This window comes from Streptomyces paradoxus, assembly GCF_014202475.1.
In the GTDB taxonomy this organism is placed as follows: domain Bacteria; phylum Actinomycetota; class Actinomycetes; order Streptomycetales; family Streptomycetaceae; genus Streptomyces; species Streptomyces paradoxus.
The window spans coordinates 470,165-484,834 of the sequence record NZ_JACHGV010000006.1 but is presented as its reverse complement, the minus strand read 5'-3'; the positions used below and the strand labels follow the sequence as shown (position 1 = coordinate 484,834).

Genomic DNA, 14,670 nt, shown 5'->3' with positions numbered 1-14,670 from the left:
TTCCACCGATTCGCACACCGGTGAAACCTGCCGTGCGACGGCCGTACGCCCTTGACAGCGAGATGTTTCATTGCCGACACATCGGGCCGGGTCCGGCAGATTGTGTTGCTGCGGACGCCCGACACGCCATAGAGTCGCCAGCTGTCGGCATGGTGCCACGCTGACCTGTCTAGAAGTTTCCTGGTCACCAAGGAGGTAAGACGACTTGTGAATGAGTCGACATTTACTCCCGGGGGTGGTCAACCAGGAATGCCTGCACCGGGCCAGGGGCCCGCGGGGTTCGAGGCTGTCGGCTCCGTCGCTGTGCGCACCTTCGCAGCCCACCAGAGTCAGCAGGCGACTCACACTGCACACCAGAAGATGGATGGCCATCACGTGAACGCCATGGCCGGCGACGGAAGTGGCGCGCCCCACAACCACTTCGCCGACTACGACGAACTGCCCGAGGGGCACTTCTACGACCCCGACGCGGAGTACGAGCCCGACCCCGAGTACGCGGCCACTCTCGCGCCCGACGCGGCCAGACAGCGCCGGGAGCGCGTGGGCCCGACCGGACGGCCGCTGCCGTACTTCCCGATCCCGGGCCCACTGCCCGAACACGGCCCCGCGAAGATCATCGCGATGTGCAACCAGAAGGGCGGCGTCGGCAAGACCACGTCGACCATCAACCTGGGTGCCGCGCTCGCGGAGTACGGACGCCGGGTCCTGCTCGTGGACTTCGACCCGCAGGGCGCGCTGTCGGTCGGACTCGGTGTCAACCCGATGGAACTCGACCTCACCGTCTACAACCTGCTCATGGAGCGGGGCATGGCGGCCGACGAGGTGCTGCTGAAGACGGCGGTCCCCAATATGGACCTGCTGCCCAGCAACATCGACCTGTCGGCGGCCGAGGTCCAGCTGGTCTCCGAGGTCGCCCGCGAGTCGACGCTGCAGCGCGCCCTCAAGCCGCTGCTGCCCGACTACGACTTCATCGTCATCGACTGCCAGCCCTCGCTCGGCCTGCTCACGGTGAACGCCCTGACGGCCGCGCACAAGGTGATAGTGCCTCTGGAGTGCGAGTTCTTCGCGCTGCGCGGCGTGGCTCTGCTGACGGAGACCATCGAGAAGGTCCAGGAACGGCTCAACCCCGAGCTGGAGCTCGACGGCATCCTCGCCACGATGTACGACTCGCGCACGGTGCACAGCCGTGAGGTGCTCGCGCGCGTGGTCGAGGCGTTCGACGACCACGTCTACCACACGGTCATCGGGCGCACGGTCCGCTTCCCGGAGACCACGGTCGCCGGTGAGCCGATCACCACGTACGCCTCCAACTCCGTCGGTGCCGCCGCCTACCGCCAGCTCGCCAGGGAGGTGCTCGCCCGGTGTCACGCCGAGTGAGTCTGCCGGGGGCCGACGAACTCTTCCGTACGACAGGGGGGATGGCGCTTCAGTCGTCCCAGCCCAGGCGTCAGGCCAACGGCGACGCCCGGGTGCCCGCTCCGGCGGGGGAGGGCGACGCGGCGGCAGCGGCCGCGGAGGACGCACCGCAGTCGGTGCCCGCGCAGGGCGGTGACGGCGAGGGCGCCGAACATGTCGCGGCGGACGCGGAGCCGGCCGAGGCCGGGGAGGCGCACAGCCGTTCCGCGACCGCCGAGCGCTCCGGCTCCGCCCGCCGGCAGACGGCGCAGGAAGGTTCTGCCGCCGGGGCCGCGCCCCGCAAGCGCGGGCGGAACGCCTCGCGCCGTCCCAGCGGCCGTGAGCGGCACGACGAGAAGATCACGGTCTACGTGTCGGCCGAGGAGCTCATGGACCTGGAGCACGCCCGTCTGGTGCTCCGCGGCGAGCACGGCCTGGCCGTCGACCGCGGGCGCATCGTCCGCGAGGCGGTCGCGGTGGTCCTCGCCGACCTGGAGACCCGCGGAGACGCCAGCATCCTCGTACGACGACTGCGCGGGCGGTAGCGGTAGCCTGCGGGGGCCATGACCTCGAACGCTTCCCCACCTCCCCCCGGCGGCCCGGCCGGCCGCCGGCGTGCGCTGGGGAGGGGGCCGGGGGCTCCGCGGACGGCTCCGCCGGCTGAGCGGCCAGAGGCCGAGCCGCAGGAGGCCGAGCGTCAGGAGATCGAGCCTCAGGAGGTCGGGCCCTCCCCCTCGTCGGAGGAGGCCCCGCCGGTCGAGCCGGCCGGGGCCGGGGCGGCCGAGTCACCCGGGCGCTCCCCGGATGGTGACGGGACCGCTCCGCCGGTCGAACCGCGGGCGGAGGCGGTCCGGTACGGAGTGCCGTCTGCGAGCGGGGGCGTCGCGCATGCGGGGCCCGGCGCCCCGGTGGCCGAGCCGGGCTTCTCGCCCCACGACGCCGGGCCCGCGGCTGCGCCGGTCGGGTCCCCGAAAGCCGCAGCCCCCGGACCGGCGGACACGGCCGAGCCCTTGGCACCGCCTGTGGAGGCGACCGGGCCGGTGGCGCCGCCCACGGACATGGCCGAGCCCCTCGCGCGGCCTGCGGGCGCGGGCGGGCCGGTGTTCGTGGGTGAAGCGAGCGGGACTGCCCCCGAGACGCTGCCCGCGGATGAGGCCGCGTCCGAGGGGCCTTCCGCGCCCGCCCCGGACCTCCCGCCCCCGGCCGGTGAGGCCGGGGCGGCGGCGGACGACGGGGTCTTCAAGGTCCGGCTCGCGAACTTCGAGGGGCCCTTCGATCTGCTGTTGCAGTTGATCTCGCGGCACAAGCTGGACGTCACCGAGGTCGCGCTGTCGAAGGTGACCGACGAGTTCATGGCCCACATCCGGGCGATGGGGCCAAACTGGGACCTGGACGAGACGACCGAGTTCCTGGTCGTCGCCGCCACGCTGCTCGACCTGAAGGCCGCGCGGCTGCTGCCCGCCGCCGAGGTGGAGGACGAGGGCGATCTCGCGCTGCTCGAAGCGCGGGACCTGCTGTTCGCCCGGCTGCTGCAGTACCGCGCCTACAAGCAGATCGCCGACATCTTCAGCGGGCGCCTCGACGACGAGGCCCGGCGCTATCCCCGCACCGTCGGCCTCGAAGCGCACCACGCCGAGCTGCTGCCCGACGTCGTCATCAGCATCGGGGCGGAAGGATTCGCCAAACTCGCCGTGAAGGCGATGCAGCCGCGGCCCAAGCCCCAGGTCTACGTCGACCACATCCACGCCCCGCTGGTCAGCGTGCAGGAGCAGGCGCAGATCGTCGTGGCCCGGCTCCGCGAGCTCGGCGAGGCGAGCTTCCGCGCCCTCGTGGAGGACACCGACGACACCCTGACCGTCGTGGCGAGGTTCCTCGCCCTGCTGGAGCTGTACCGCGAGAAGGCCGTCGCGCTGGACCAGGAGACCGCGCTCGGGGAGCTGCTCGTGCGGTGGACCGGCGGGGACGGGGACGAGGCACCGACCGTCACCGACGAGTTCGACCGGCCGCCCGAGCCGCCGAAGGAGGAGAAGAAGGCGTGAGCGAGCGAACGACCGACCTGCCGGCCGGGCTCAGTGCCGTCGCCGGTCTCGATCTGAAACCGGCCCTGGAGGCCGTCCTCATGGTCGTGGACGAGCCCGCGACCGAGGAGCACCTCGCGAAGATACTGGAGCGGCCGAGGCGCCAGATCGCGGACGCCCTGCGCGAGCTGGCCGACGAGTACACCGTCCAGGGCCGCGGCTTCGAGCTGCGGTACGTCGCGAACGGCTGGCGTTTCTACACCCGCGCCACCTTCGCGCCGGCCGTCGAGCGCTTCGTCCTGGACGGCCAGCAGGCCCGCCTCACCCAGGCCGCCCTGGAGACCCTCGCGGTCGTCGCCTACCGCCAGCCGGTCAGCCGCAGCCGGGTCTCGGCCGTCCGCGGAGTCAACTGCGACGGCGTCATGCGCACCCTCCTCCAGCGCGGTCTGATAGAGGAGGCGGGCACGGAACCCGAAACAGGTGCGATCCTGTACAGGACGACGAACTACTTCCTGGAGCGGATGGGCCTGCGCGGTCTGGACGAGCTCCCGGAGCTCGCGCCCTTCCTCCCGGAGGCGGAGGCGATCGAGGCCGAGACCCAGGAAGGCGTACCGTCGTTCGACCCGGACGCGCCTGACGACGACGTGCCGGGCAGCCGCCCGGCCACCCCGGGTACCGACGACGAAGACGACCAGACGGAACTTTGATGCGAAGCAGCGGCAGCGGCAAGAGCGGCGGACGCGGTAACCACCGCGGCGCCGGCAACAACAGGGACCAGAAGCAGGGGCAGGGCCGCCCCAGCAAGCCCCGCCCCGAGGAGCGCCGCTACGACGTGGGCCCCGGGGCGACGAAGGACGGCCCCAAGTCCGGGCGCGGCGGCTCCGCCCGCGGCGGCGCCAAGGGCGGGCCCAAGCAGCCTCAGAAGCAGGGGCGTACGGCCCCGGCGCGCCCGCGTGAGTACGAGGCGCAGGTCGAGGAGCGCAACCGCGACCGGTACGCCGGGAAGAAGGAGATCAAGCTCCCGAAGACCTTCCCCGGCGCCGAGCAGGAGGGCGAGCGGCTGCAGAAGGTCCTCGCCCGTGCGGGCTTCGGCTCCCGGCGTTCCTGCGAGGAGCTGATCGAGCAGGCCCGGGTCGAGATCAACGGCGAGATCGTCCTGGAGCAGGGGCGGCGCGTCGACCCGGAGAAGGACGAGATCAAGGTCGACGGCCTGACCGTCGCCACGCAGAGCTACCAGTTCTTCTCGCTCAACAAGCCCGCCGGGGTCGTGTCCACCATGGAGGACCCGGAGGGCCGGCAGTGCCTCGGTGACTACGTCACCAACCGCGAGACCCGGCTCTTCCACGTCGGCCGGCTCGACACCGAGACCGAGGGCGTCATCCTGCTCACCAACCACGGTGAGCTGGCCCACCGGCTGACGCACCCGAAGTACGGCGTGAAGAAGACCTACCTCGCGCACATCGTCGGCCCCATCCCGCGCGACCTGGGCAAGCAGCTCAAGGACGGCATCCAGCTGGAGGACGGCTACGCCCGCGCGGACCACTTCCGGGTCGTCCAGCAGACCGGCAAGAACTACCTCGTCGAGGTCACCCTCCACGAGGGCCGCAAGCACATCGTGCGCCGGATGCTGGCGGAGGCCGGCTTCCCGGTCGACAAGCTGGTCCGGGTCGCCTTCGGGCCGATCACCCTGGGCGACCAGAAGTCGGGCTGGCTGCGGCGGCTGTCCAACACGGAGGTCGGGATGCTGATGCAGGAGGTCGACCTCTAGGGACCGCGCGTCCCCCAGGGCTTGTGAGCGACCCGCACCCCCTTTTATAGTCGTGCTGACTATTAAAGGGGGTGTTCGTCATGGACGGCTACGACAAGTACGCCCACGAACCCTTCGCCGTCACCGTCGACCTCGCCGTGTTCACCCTCCGGGACGACGCGCTGCACGTGCTGCTCGTCGAGCGCGGACAGGAGCCGTACGCCGGGCGCTGGGCCCTGCCCGGCGGCTTCGTGCAGCCGGACGAGTCCGCGGAGACGGCCGCCCGGCGTGAACTCGCCGAGGAGACCGGCCTGTCCGACGTCTCGGGGCTGCACCTGGAGCAGCTGCGGACCTACAGCGAGCCGGGCCGCGACCCCCGGATGCGGGTCGTGTCGGTCGCCTTCGCCGCTCTGCTGCCCGACGCCCCCGAGGCGCACGGCGGCAGCGACGCCGCCGAGGCCCGCTGGGTGCCGTACGGCACGGCCGGACCGCTCGCCTTCGACCACGACCGCATCCTGGCCGACGCCCATGACCGCGTCGGCGCCAAGTTCGAGTACACCTGCCTCGCCACCGCCTTCTGCCCGCCGGAGTTCACCCTCGGCGAGCTCCAGCGGGTCTACGAGACCGTGTGGGGCACCGAGCTCGACCGGCCCAACTTCCGCCGCAAGGTGCTCGCCACGCCGGGCTTCGTCGAAGCCGTCCCGGGTGCCGCGCGACTGACCGGCGGCCGCGGCAAACCCGCCGCGCTGTACCGCGCCGGAACCGCCACCGCCCTCCACCCGCCTCTCCTCCGGCCCACCCGGGAAGGACGCCCCGCATGACCACGCTCGTCCACAAGCAAGCCGCCACCGGAGCGCTCACGGGCCTGGCCCTCGGGGATGCGCTGGGGTATCCGACCGAGTTCAGTGACGTTCCCTCGATCCTCGCCAAGTGCGGACCCTGGCGGCAGATGGAGCTGCCGAAGCACGCCACCGTCTCGGACGACACCCAGATGACACTGGCGCTCGGGCGGGGGATACGGACAGCGATGGACCGGGGCGTGCTCGCGCCCCAGGGGATGGCCGAAGCGGTACGCCGGGAGTTCATCGCCTGGAACCGCTCTCCGGAGAACAACCGCGCCCCCGGCAACACCTGTCTCAGGGCCTGCGCCCTGCTGGAGCACGAGACCCGCCCCTGGCAGGACGCCAGTCAGATCGGCTCCAAGGGCTGCGGCGCCAACATGCGCGTCGCGCCCCTGGGCCTCGTGCCCGGCCTCAGTGACGAACAGCGCGCGGGCGCCGCCCAGTTGCAGTCCGCCCTCACCCACGGGCACCCCACCGCGCTCGCCGCCTCCGACCTCACCGCACACGCCGTACGCCTGCTCGCGCAGGGCGCCGAGCCGACCGGGCTGATCGGCCTGCTCCGCTCGTACGCCCTGGAGAACCGCGGCCGCTACCACGAGCGCTGGCTCGGTGACCTGTGGCGGCGGGCCGGGGACCCGAGCCCCGAGCGGTTCATCGCGCGCGGCTGGGACGAGTGCCTGGAGGCCCTCGAACGGCTCCGGCACGCCGTGCGCACCGTCTCACCGGAGACCGACCCGTGCCTGGCCACCGGCGAGGGCTGGATCGCCGAGGAGGCCCTGACGACCGGGCTGCTGTGCTTCCTGCTCTTCGTCGACGAGCCGCTGACCGCCCTGCGCCGTGCCGCCTGCACCGCCGGCGACTCGGACTCGATCGCCTGTCTGGCGGGCGCCTTCGCCGGCGCGTACCTGGGTGCGGAGGCCTGGCCCACCGAGTGGGCCGACCGCGTCGAGTACCGGAGCGACCTGCTCACCCTCGGGGTGCTGTGGGACGCGTGACGGCCCGGTGCCGGGCGCGGCCCTCAGGCCAGGCGAATCGAGTTCCCCTCCACGGTGATCTGTTCGGCGGGCAGCGGCCGGGTCGCCGGCCCCTGGGCCACCGCGCCGTCGGCGATCTTGAACTTGCTGCCGTGGCAGGGACAGTCGATCGTACCGTCGGAGACGGACCCCACCACGCAGCGCTGGTGGGTGCAGATCGCCGAGAAGGCCTTGAACTGACCCTGCTCCGGCTGGGTCACCACGACTTCCTCTTCCTTGAAGATCTTGCCGCCACCGACCGGGATCTCGTCCAGGTTGGCCAGGACCTTTCCGGCGGGGGCGCTCGTCGCGTCCTGGCCGGTGGGGGAGCTCGTCGCATCGGCACCGTTGCCGTCGCCTCCGCCGCCGCAGGCCGCGACGAGCGCCGCCGCTCCCGTCGCACCCGTCGCGAGGAGGACCGTGCGGCGCGTGGTCTCGTGGGTCATGTCGTCACTCCGGAAGTGCCAAAGGGGGGTGAATCGGAATTTGCATCATCTTGGCACCGAACTTACCCAAAGGTGTTGATCCCGGCGTCTCAGCGAGCGGGCGCCGCACACCCGGGCCGTGTGGGCTGACTAGGCTGGTCGGACGTAGAGCGACACGCACGTCAGCAAGGAGCATCGCCGTGGCGGTACGAGCGGTCCGGGGCGCCGTCCAACTCGATCGGGACGAGGCCGGGCACATGGACGAGCAGGTCGGAGCCCTGCTCGCGGAGATCCTGGAGCGCAATGATCTCGCCGCCGACGACCTGATCAGCATCTGGTTCACGGCCACGCCCGACCTGCACAGCGACTTCCCGGCGGCCGCCGCCCGCAAGCTGGGCATCGTCGACGTGCCGCTGATCTGCGCCCAGGAACTGGACATCGAAGGCGCCATGCCACGAGTCGTCCGGGTCCTCGCGCACATCGAGTCCGACCGGCCCCGGGCCGAGATCGCCCACGTCTACCTCGGCGCCGCGGCCGCCCTGCGCAAGGACATCGCCCAGTGAGGACCGCACTCGTCATCGGCACCGGCCTCATCGGCACGTCCGCCGCTCTGGCCCTGGCTCAGCGGGGCGTCACCGTCCACCTCGCCGACCCGGACCCGGAGCAGGCCCGTACGGCGGCCGCGCTCGGCGCCGGCACGGACGAGGCGCCGGACGGGCCCGTCGACCTCGTGATCGTCGCCGCCCCGCCCGCCCACGTCGCCGACGTGCTCGGCGACGCCCTGCGCCGCGGTGCCGGGCGCGGCTACCTGGACGTCGCCAGCGTCAAGGGCGGACCCCGCCGCGAGCTGGAGGCGTGTGGCCTCGACCTGTCGGCGTACATCGGATCGCACCCGATGTCGGGCCGGGAGAAGTCCGGCCCCTTGGCCGCGACCGCCGACCTCTTCGAGGGCCGCCCCTGGGTGCTGACCCCGACCCGGGACACCGACACCGAGGTGCTGAACCTCGCCCTGGAACTGGTCTCGCACTGCCGGGCCGTGCCCGTCGTCATGGACGCCGACGCCCACGACCGGGCTGTCGCCCTCGTCTCCCACATGCCCCACCTGGTCTCCAGCCTGGTCGCCGCGCGGCTGGAGCACGCCGAGGAGTCCGCCGTACGACTGTGCGGGCAGGGCATCCGGGACGTGACGCGGATCGCCGCCTCCGACCCCCGGATGTGGATCGACATCCTCTCCGCGAACCCCGCGCCGGTCGCCGACCTGCTCACGGACGTCGCCGCCGACCTGGAGGAGACCGTGCGGGCCCTGCGCGCCCTGCAGTCCTCCGACGACCACAAGCGCCGTGAGGGCGCCGACGGGATCGAGGACGTGCTGCGGCGCGGCAACGCCGGGCAGGTCCGCGTCCCCGGCAAGCACGGGTCCGCGCCACGGGCCTACGAGGTCGTGGCCGTGCTCATCGACGACCAGCCGGGACAGCTGGCCCGGATCTTCGCCGACGCGGGCCTGGCCGGCGTCAACATCGAGGACGTACGGATCGAGCACGCCACGGGGCAGCAGGCCGGTCTGGTGCAGCTGATGGTGGAGCCGAAGGCGGCCCCAGTCCTGAGCGCCGCGCTGCGGGAGAGGGGCTGGGCGCTCCGGCAATAGCGGGTACGGTCGGCAGCTGTGCGCCGCCGCCCTGGACGCGCGGCCGGACGAGTGACCCGCACCCAGTAACCTTGTGCGGGGCAGTCGCGCCCTCACCCCGCCGAGCCCGGTTCAGGAAGGTCCCCACTGTGGAAAGCGCCACGCCAGTGATTGTCGCCATCGACGGCCCCGCCGGCACCGGCAAGTCGAGCACCTCGAAGGCCGTGGCGGCCCAGCTCGGGCTGAGCTACCTGGACACCGGCGCCCAGTACCGGGCGATCACCTGGTGGATGGTGAGCAACGGCATCGACATAGACGACCCGTCCGCCATCGCCGCCGCCGCGGGCAAGCCCGAGATCGTCTCCGGCACCGACCCGGAGGGCCCGACCATCACGGTCGACGGCGTGGATGTGGCGGCCCCGATCCGGACCCAGGAGGTCTCCTCCAAGGTCAGCGCGGTCAGCGCGGTGCCCGAGGTGCGCGCCCGGATCACCGAGCTGCAGCGTTCCATCGCCGCCTCCGCGGAGCAGGGCATCGTCGTCGAGGGCCGGGACATCGGCACCACCGTGCTGCCGGACGCCGACCTCAAGATCTTCCTCACCGCCTCCCCGGAGGCGCGTGCCGCCCGCCGCAGCGGCGAGCTGAAGGGCTCCGACGTCCACTCCACCCGTGAGGCCCTGATCAAGCGGGACGCCGCCGACTCCAGCCGCAAGACCTCCCCGCTCGCCAAGGCGGACGACGCCGTCGAGGTGGACACCACCGAGCTCACGCTGGCCCAGGTCATCGAGTGCGTCGTCACCCTCGTCGAGGAGAAGCGGGCCGGAAAGTGACCGAACTGCCTTCGGCACGGGGTGCCGAGGTCGGGCGGCGTATCGGCGTCGGCCTGATGTACGGGCTGTGGAAGCCGCGCGTGCTCGGCGCCTGGCGGGTGCCCGCGAGCGGCCCGGTGATCTTCGCGGTCAACCACTCCCACAACATCGACGGCCCGATGGTCATGGGCGTGGCGCCCCGGCCGACGCACTTCCTGATCAAGAAGGAAGCGTTCATCGGGCCGCTGGACCCCTTCCTGCTCGGTATCGGGCAGGTGAAGGTCGACCGCGACACCACCGACCGCACGGCGATCACCCACGCGCTGGGTGTCCTGGCGGCCGGCGGCGTGCTCGGCATCTTCCCCGAGGGCACCCGGGGCGAGGGCGACTTCGCCTCCCTGCGCGCCGGCCTCGCGTACTTCGCGGTGCGCAGCGGCGCCCCGATCGTCCCGGTGGCCGTGCTGGGAAGTTCCGACAAGCCCGGACGGTTGATAAAGGCGCTGCCTCCGCTGCGCTCCCGCGTCGACGTCGTCTTCGGCGAGCCCTTCGAGGCGGGCGACGGCAGCGGTCGCCGGACGCGCAAGGCGCTGGACGAGGCGACCGGGCGCATCCAGAAGCAGCTCGCGGCCCACCTGGAAAACGCCAGGCGCCTCACCGGGCGCTAGGCGACACTGAGTAGTGGATCAGCCCGGAACAGCGGGTACTCCACCGACCACCACGATGAACTACGAGGTACGGACTTCATGAACGACCACATCCAGCCCGACGGCTCGGACGCCTCCGACGGCGCGTACGAGCACGACCACGGGGCGCTCGGCGACGCCGAGTACGCGGAGTTCATGGAGCTCGCCGCCGAGGAGGGCTTCGACCTCGAAGACGTCGAGGGTGCCATCGAGGCGGCCGGGCACGGTCCGCTGCCCGTCCTCGCCGTCGTCGGCCGCCCCAATGTCGGCAAGTCGACCCTGGTGAACCGCATCATCGGGCGCCGCGAGGCCGTCGTCGAGGACAAGCCCGGCGTCACCCGCGACCGTGTGACGTACGAGGCCGAGTGGGCGGGCCGCCGCTTCAAGGTCGTCGACACCGGCGGCTGGGAGCAGGACGTCCTCGGCATCGACGCCTCCGTGGCCGCCCAGGCCGAGTACGCCATCGAGGCCGCCGACGCGGTCGTCTTCGTCGTCGACGCCAAGGTCGGCGCCACCGACACCGACGAGGCCGTCGTCCGGCTGCTCCGCAAGGCCGGCAAGCCGGTCGTGTTGTGCGCCAACAAGGTCGACGGCCCGAGCGGCGAGGCCGACGCGTCCTACCTGTGGTCGCTGGGCCTGGGGGAGCCGCACCCGGTCTCCGCGCTGCACGGCCGCGGCACCGGCGACATGCTCGACCAGGTCCTGGAGGTGCTCCCCGAGGCGCCGCGCGAGACGTTCGGCGGGGGCGGCATCGGCGGCCCGCGCCGCATCGCCCTGATCGGGCGCCCGAACGTCGGCAAGTCCTCCCTGCTGAACAAGGTGGCGGGCGAGGAGCGCGTCGTCGTCAACGAGCTGGCGGGCACGACCCGCGACCCGGTCGACGAGCTGATCGAACTCGGCGGCGTCACCTGGAAGTTCGTCGACACGGCGGGCATCCGCAAGCGGGTCCACCTCCAGCAGGGCGCCGACTACTACGCCTCGCTGCGCACGGCGGCCGCCGTGGAGAAGGCGGAGGTCGCGGTCATCCTGATCGACGGCTCCGAGTCCGTCTCGGTGCAGGACCAGCGGATCGTCACCATGGCCGTCGAGGCCGGCCGCGCGATCGTCATGGCGTACAACAAGTGGGACACCCTCGACGAGGAGCGCCGCTACTACCTGGAGCGGGAGATCGAGACCGAGCTCGGCCAGGTGGCGTGGGCGCCGCGGGTGAACGTCTCGGCGCGCACCGGGCGGCACATGGAGAAGCTGGTCCCCGCGATCGAGACGGCCCTGGCCGGCTGGGAGACCCGGGTCCCGACGGGCCGGCTGAACGCCTTCCTCGGTGAGCTGGTCGCCGCCCACCCGCACCCGGTCCGGGGCGGCAAGCAGCCGCGCATCCTGTTCGGCACGCAGGCGGGCACCAAGCCGCCGCGGTTCGTGCTGTTCGCCTCCGGTTTCATCGAGGCGGGCTACCGGCGCTTCATCGAGCGCCGGCTGCGCGAGGAGTTCGGCTTCGACGGGACGCCGATCCACATCTCCGTGCGGGTGCGCGAGAAGCGCGGCAAGAAGAAGTAGCGCGAAGCAACCGGAAAGGGCGGCCCCGTTCGGGGGCCGCCCTTTCCGCTGTGTGGTGCTCGCTCAGACGCCGCGCCGTCCCGGCGGCAGCGCGGCCGGGACGTGGTGCATCCCCGTGCTGTGTGAGCCGATGGTCCCGACGCGCTGCCACTGCGGCTGCTGCCCGGCGGCATGGCGGGCGCTCTGGGCGCCCGCGCTGTAGGCGCTGTAGGAGCTGCCGTACGCCCCTGTGTACGAGCCCGAGCTGTGCGGGGTGTTCCCGAAGGCGGTGAAGCCCAGCCTCTCCTCGCCGCTGCGGTCGCCGGGCAGTGCGCGGAAGGACTTGACGTACTCGGCGTAGAGCGCGTCGTAGATCGGCGTGGCCGATGGGCCGCCCTGGGAGTCCTGAGCCGATCGCGCGGACGGGATCGGCGAGAAGGACTGGCGGCGGGGAACGTCGTATGCGTGCACGTATGTCCAAACGACCCCGCGGGTCAAGGGATGCGGCCCGGGTACGGCTTTCGCAGGTCTACGGCGTGCTCGGGTGACGGGCGGCTCAGGTGCCGGCCAGCGGCAGCGCCGAGCCGACCAGCTTTCCGTTCGCCGCGGCCTTGTCCAGTGCGTCCCGCAGCAGGTCCTCGCGCGGCTGGCGGCCGATCGAGCCGACGGGCGCGGCGAACATCAGCACCTGCTGGTGCTTGGTGGCGGCCACCCGCCAGCCCTCGGTCACCTGGAGCGGCTGGTGCGCCTGCCACCAGGCCACCGGCTGGCCGCCGTTGCTGCCCGGCTGGAGCACCGCGTGCAGCCGGCCCATGGCGAGCAGCACCGACCAGCCGTGCAGTACCGGCGGTACGGCGGACAGCTCCGCCAGCGGCATGAAGCCCTGCTCGATGAGCAGCGGGAGGAAGTCGTCGCCGGTGCCGGCCGTGCCGGGCCGGGCGATGGGGCCGGTCGGCTCCACCACGAGGGCCGGGTGGAGCTCCCCGCCGATCAGGACGAGCCCGCTGGTGACCCCGAGCACCGCCTGCTCGGGCACCGCCTGCTCGGGCACCACCCGGTCGGGCTCCACGTCGACGGTGTCGCCGGTGATGGACTTCACGGCGCCCCGCAGTTGCTCCTCGGTGACCTGCACGACCTGCGAGGGCAGACAGCCGGCGTGGGCGAAGGCGAGGACGGCGGTCTCGTCACCGATGAACAGGACGGTGCTGGTGCGCTCCTGCTCGGAGTCGCCCGGAGTGCGGCAGGACGTGCAGTCGTAGCTGCCCGGGGCGGTCTCTCCGGCGAGCAGGCGGTCGGCTTCTTCGTCGCCGATCTCGGCGCGTACCTCGTCGCTGACGTCGAGCATGCGCGGCACGGGTGGCTCCCTCGGGGATGCGGTGCGTGGCGAAGCCGGGTGGCTCCCGGCCCGTGGTCCGGGTAGGTCCCGGCTCATGCAGAAGACAACGGGCGATCTGTGGCGGGAGTCACGCCCCAGGGCGAACGGAATCGAACCAACCAGCGCACAGGGTCACGCCTCGCGCGGAATCGCGCACTCACCGTCAACTCGCGGATATGTAAAGGGTGTTGTGAGGGTGAAGTGGGTCACAGGCCGTCAGGAGGGTTGGTAAATAAATCCGGAAATCCGCGAATGAAGTGGGTGTCCGGAAATTGCCGTTACCCGAGGTATCGGTGAACTGGCCTGCCCGGACGGGCGACTGGTTGATGACGGCCGCCGACCTCCTTAGATTCCTCCGCCGTGTGCAACGAGCACCGCTCGGGTACGTCCACCGGCCGCCCGGTTCCCAGGAACCGGGCACGGCACCGCTCCGGTGGACGGGGCGAGCGCGGCGTCCGCGTCCCATGGCGCGGGAGTGGCGCTCCGCCTTGGGGGATCCCGGGTGTTTCGAAAGGGACCTACATGTCCGAATGTGCCGATTCCTCTCGCATCGACGCCCGGAAGAGCCAGGTTCGTACGACGGCGGTCCTCGCCGGGGCGGCACTGCTCGCGCCCCTCGGACTGCTCGCCGCGACCGGGAACGCCGCGGCGGCCGACAGCGGAGTGTGGGACCGCATCGCCCAGTGCGAGAGCGGCGGCAACTGGCACATCAACACCGGCAACGGCTACTACGGCGGTCTCCAGTTCGCCGCCTCCACCTGGAACGCCTACGGCGGCACGGCCTACGCGCCCACCGCCGACCGGGCGAGCAGGTCCCAGCAGATCGCCGTCGCCACCAAGGTCCAGCGCGCCCAGGGATGGGGCGCCTGGCCGACCTGCTCGGCACGCGCCGGGGCCAGTGGCGGTGCGCCCGCCGCCGACCCGGTCACCTCCACCGCGCCGGCCCCGGCGAAGCCGCCGAAGGCGCCGGCGCGTTCCACGGAACACGCGGACCGCGGCTCCTCCCGCGGTGACTACACCGTCCGCCGGGGCGACACGCTGAGCGGTGTCGCAGCCCGGCACGGGACCACCTGGCAGCGCCTCTACGCCGCCAACAAGGCCGCCATCGGCGGGGATCCCGATGTGATCGTGCCCGGCCTGCGCCTCAAGTTCTGAGCCGCTGCTCCCCCTCGCCGGGACACGAGCCCCGTCCGGTCGGCCGACCGG

Annotated in this window: 16 protein-coding genes; 13 read left to right on the top strand and 3 right to left on the bottom strand. The window is 72.1% G+C overall.

The features are described 5' to 3' along the window. The first annotated feature begins 249 nt into the window (after nt 1-249). The 7 genes from HNR57_RS22580 to HNR57_RS22550 all read left to right on the top strand — a co-directional run bounded on the left by HNR57_RS22580 (nt 250) and on the right by HNR57_RS22550 (nt 6,997). Nucleotides 250-1,377 (top strand): ParA family protein, encoded by a 1,128-nt coding sequence (locus HNR57_RS22580; protein ID WP_079128914.1) that lies wholly within the window; start codon nt 250-252, stop codon nt 1,375-1,377. Beyond that, nucleotides 1,362-1,940: a hypothetical protein gene (locus tag HNR57_RS22575; RefSeq protein WP_184562153.1), complete on the top strand. Its 579-nt coding sequence runs from the start codon at nt 1,362-1,364 to the stop codon at nt 1,938-1,940. The genes HNR57_RS22580 and HNR57_RS22575 overlap by 16 nt, the downstream gene beginning before the upstream one ends. Before the next feature lie 513 nt (nt 1,941-2,453). Beyond that, nucleotides 2,454-3,434 carry a segregation and condensation protein A gene (locus HNR57_RS22570; protein WP_313674419.1) on the top strand — a complete coding sequence of 327 codons (981 nt, stop codon included), beginning with the start codon at nt 2,454-2,456 and terminating at the stop codon, nt 3,432-3,434. Further along, nucleotides 3,431-4,120 (top strand): SMC-Scp complex subunit ScpB, encoded by a 690-nt coding sequence (gene scpB, locus HNR57_RS22565; RefSeq protein WP_184562149.1) that lies wholly within the window; start codon nt 3,431-3,433, stop codon nt 4,118-4,120. The genes HNR57_RS22570 and scpB overlap by 4 nt, the downstream gene beginning before the upstream one ends. Continuing rightward, nucleotides 4,120-5,181, top strand: coding sequence for a pseudouridine synthase (locus HNR57_RS22560; protein WP_184562147.1), 1,062 nt, complete (start codon nt 4,120-4,122; stop codon nt 5,179-5,181). Before scpB ends, HNR57_RS22560 begins: the two co-directional genes overlap by 1 nt. An 80-nt stretch (nt 5,182-5,261) precedes the next feature. After that, complete coding sequence (locus HNR57_RS22555) at nt 5,262-5,981, top strand: NUDIX hydrolase (protein WP_184562145.1); 720 nt, start codon at nt 5,262-5,264, stop codon at nt 5,979-5,981. Beyond that, nucleotides 5,978-6,997, top strand: a complete 1,020-nt coding sequence (locus tag HNR57_RS22550; RefSeq protein WP_184562143.1) for an ADP-ribosylglycohydrolase family protein — start codon at nt 5,978-5,980, stop codon at nt 6,995-6,997. The genes HNR57_RS22555 and HNR57_RS22550 overlap by 4 nt, the downstream gene beginning before the upstream one ends. A 23-nt stretch (nt 6,998-7,020) precedes the next feature. On the opposite strand, the gene HNR57_RS22545 is transcribed toward HNR57_RS22550, so the two are convergent. Then, nucleotides 7,021-7,461 carry a Rieske (2Fe-2S) protein gene (locus HNR57_RS22545; RefSeq protein WP_184562141.1) on the bottom strand — a complete coding sequence of 147 codons (441 nt, stop codon included), beginning with the start codon at nt 7,459-7,461 and terminating at the stop codon, nt 7,021-7,023. 179 nt (nt 7,462-7,640) lie between these two features. Here HNR57_RS22545 and aroH point away from each other — a divergent pair, with 179 nt between their 5' ends. The 5 genes from aroH (at nt 7,641) to der (ending at nt 12,110) form a co-directional block, all read left to right on the top strand. Then, nucleotides 7,641-8,003 (top strand): chorismate mutase, encoded by a 363-nt coding sequence (gene aroH / locus HNR57_RS22540; protein WP_184562139.1) that lies wholly within the window; start codon nt 7,641-7,643, stop codon nt 8,001-8,003. Then, nucleotides 8,000-9,085, top strand: a complete 1,086-nt coding sequence (locus HNR57_RS22535; RefSeq protein WP_184562137.1) for a prephenate dehydrogenase — start codon at nt 8,000-8,002, stop codon at nt 9,083-9,085. The genes aroH and HNR57_RS22535 overlap by 4 nt, the downstream gene beginning before the upstream one ends. 146 nt (nt 9,086-9,231) lie before the next feature. Then, nucleotides 9,232-9,894: a (d)CMP kinase gene (gene cmk, locus HNR57_RS22530; RefSeq protein WP_376772274.1), complete on the top strand. Its 663-nt coding sequence runs from the start codon at nt 9,232-9,234 to the stop codon at nt 9,892-9,894. Beyond that, on the top strand, nt 9,891-10,538 hold the full coding sequence (locus tag HNR57_RS22525; protein WP_184562133.1) for a lysophospholipid acyltransferase family protein: 648 nt from the start codon (nt 9,891-9,893) through the stop codon (nt 10,536-10,538). The genes cmk and HNR57_RS22525 overlap by 4 nt, the downstream gene beginning before the upstream one ends. Before the next feature lie 78 nt (nt 10,539-10,616). After that, nucleotides 10,617-12,110, top strand: a complete 1,494-nt coding sequence (gene der / locus HNR57_RS22520) for a ribosome biogenesis GTPase Der (RefSeq protein WP_184562131.1) — start codon at nt 10,617-10,619, stop codon at nt 12,108-12,110. Nucleotides 12,111-12,173: 63 nt separating this feature from the next. Here der and HNR57_RS22515 read toward each other — a convergent pair whose 3' ends face one another. Then, entirely contained in the window at nt 12,174-12,560 is a 387-nt protein-coding gene (locus tag HNR57_RS22515; RefSeq protein WP_184562129.1) for a hypothetical protein, read from the bottom strand. 85 nt (nt 12,561-12,645) lie between these two features. Beyond that, nucleotides 12,646-13,443: a DUF8842 C-terminal domain-containing protein gene (locus HNR57_RS22510; RefSeq protein ID WP_184562127.1), complete on the bottom strand. Its 798-nt coding sequence runs from the start codon at nt 13,441-13,443 to the stop codon at nt 12,646-12,648. A 543-nt stretch (nt 13,444-13,986) separates the two neighbouring features. On the opposite strand from HNR57_RS22510, the gene HNR57_RS22505 reads away from it, so the two are divergent. Next, the gene (locus HNR57_RS22505) at nt 13,987-14,619 is read left to right on the top strand and encodes a LysM peptidoglycan-binding domain-containing protein (protein ID WP_184562125.1); all 633 of its coding nucleotides are present in this window, start codon (nt 13,987-13,989) and stop codon (nt 14,617-14,619) included. Nucleotides 14,620-14,670 lie beyond the last annotated feature (51 nt).

Excerpts from the sequence above, each read along its gene's own strand:
- HNR57_RS22505 (WP_184562125.1), top strand. The coding sequence starts at position 13,987 with ATGTCCGAATGTGCCGATTCCTCTCGCATCGACGCCCGGAAGAGCCAG.
- HNR57_RS22545 (WP_184562141.1), bottom strand. The coding sequence starts at position 7,461 with ATGACCCACGAGACCACGCGCCGCACGGTCCTCCTCGCGACGGGTGCG.
- HNR57_RS22570 (WP_313674419.1), top strand. The coding sequence starts at position 2,454 with ATGGCCGAGCCCCTCGCGCGGCCTGCGGGCGCGGGCGGGCCGGTGTTC.
- HNR57_RS22580 (WP_079128914.1), top strand. The coding sequence starts at position 250 with ATGCCTGCACCGGGCCAGGGGCCCGCGGGGTTCGAGGCTGTCGGCTCC.
- HNR57_RS22550 (WP_184562143.1), top strand. The coding sequence starts at position 5,978 with ATGACCACGCTCGTCCACAAGCAAGCCGCCACCGGAGCGCTCACGGGC.
- HNR57_RS22555 (WP_184562145.1), top strand. The coding sequence starts at position 5,262 with ATGGACGGCTACGACAAGTACGCCCACGAACCCTTCGCCGTCACCGTC.
- HNR57_RS22560 (WP_184562147.1), top strand. The coding sequence starts at position 4,120 with ATGCGAAGCAGCGGCAGCGGCAAGAGCGGCGGACGCGGTAACCACCGC.
- der (WP_184562131.1), top strand. The coding sequence starts at position 10,617 with ATGAACGACCACATCCAGCCCGACGGCTCGGACGCCTCCGACGGCGCG.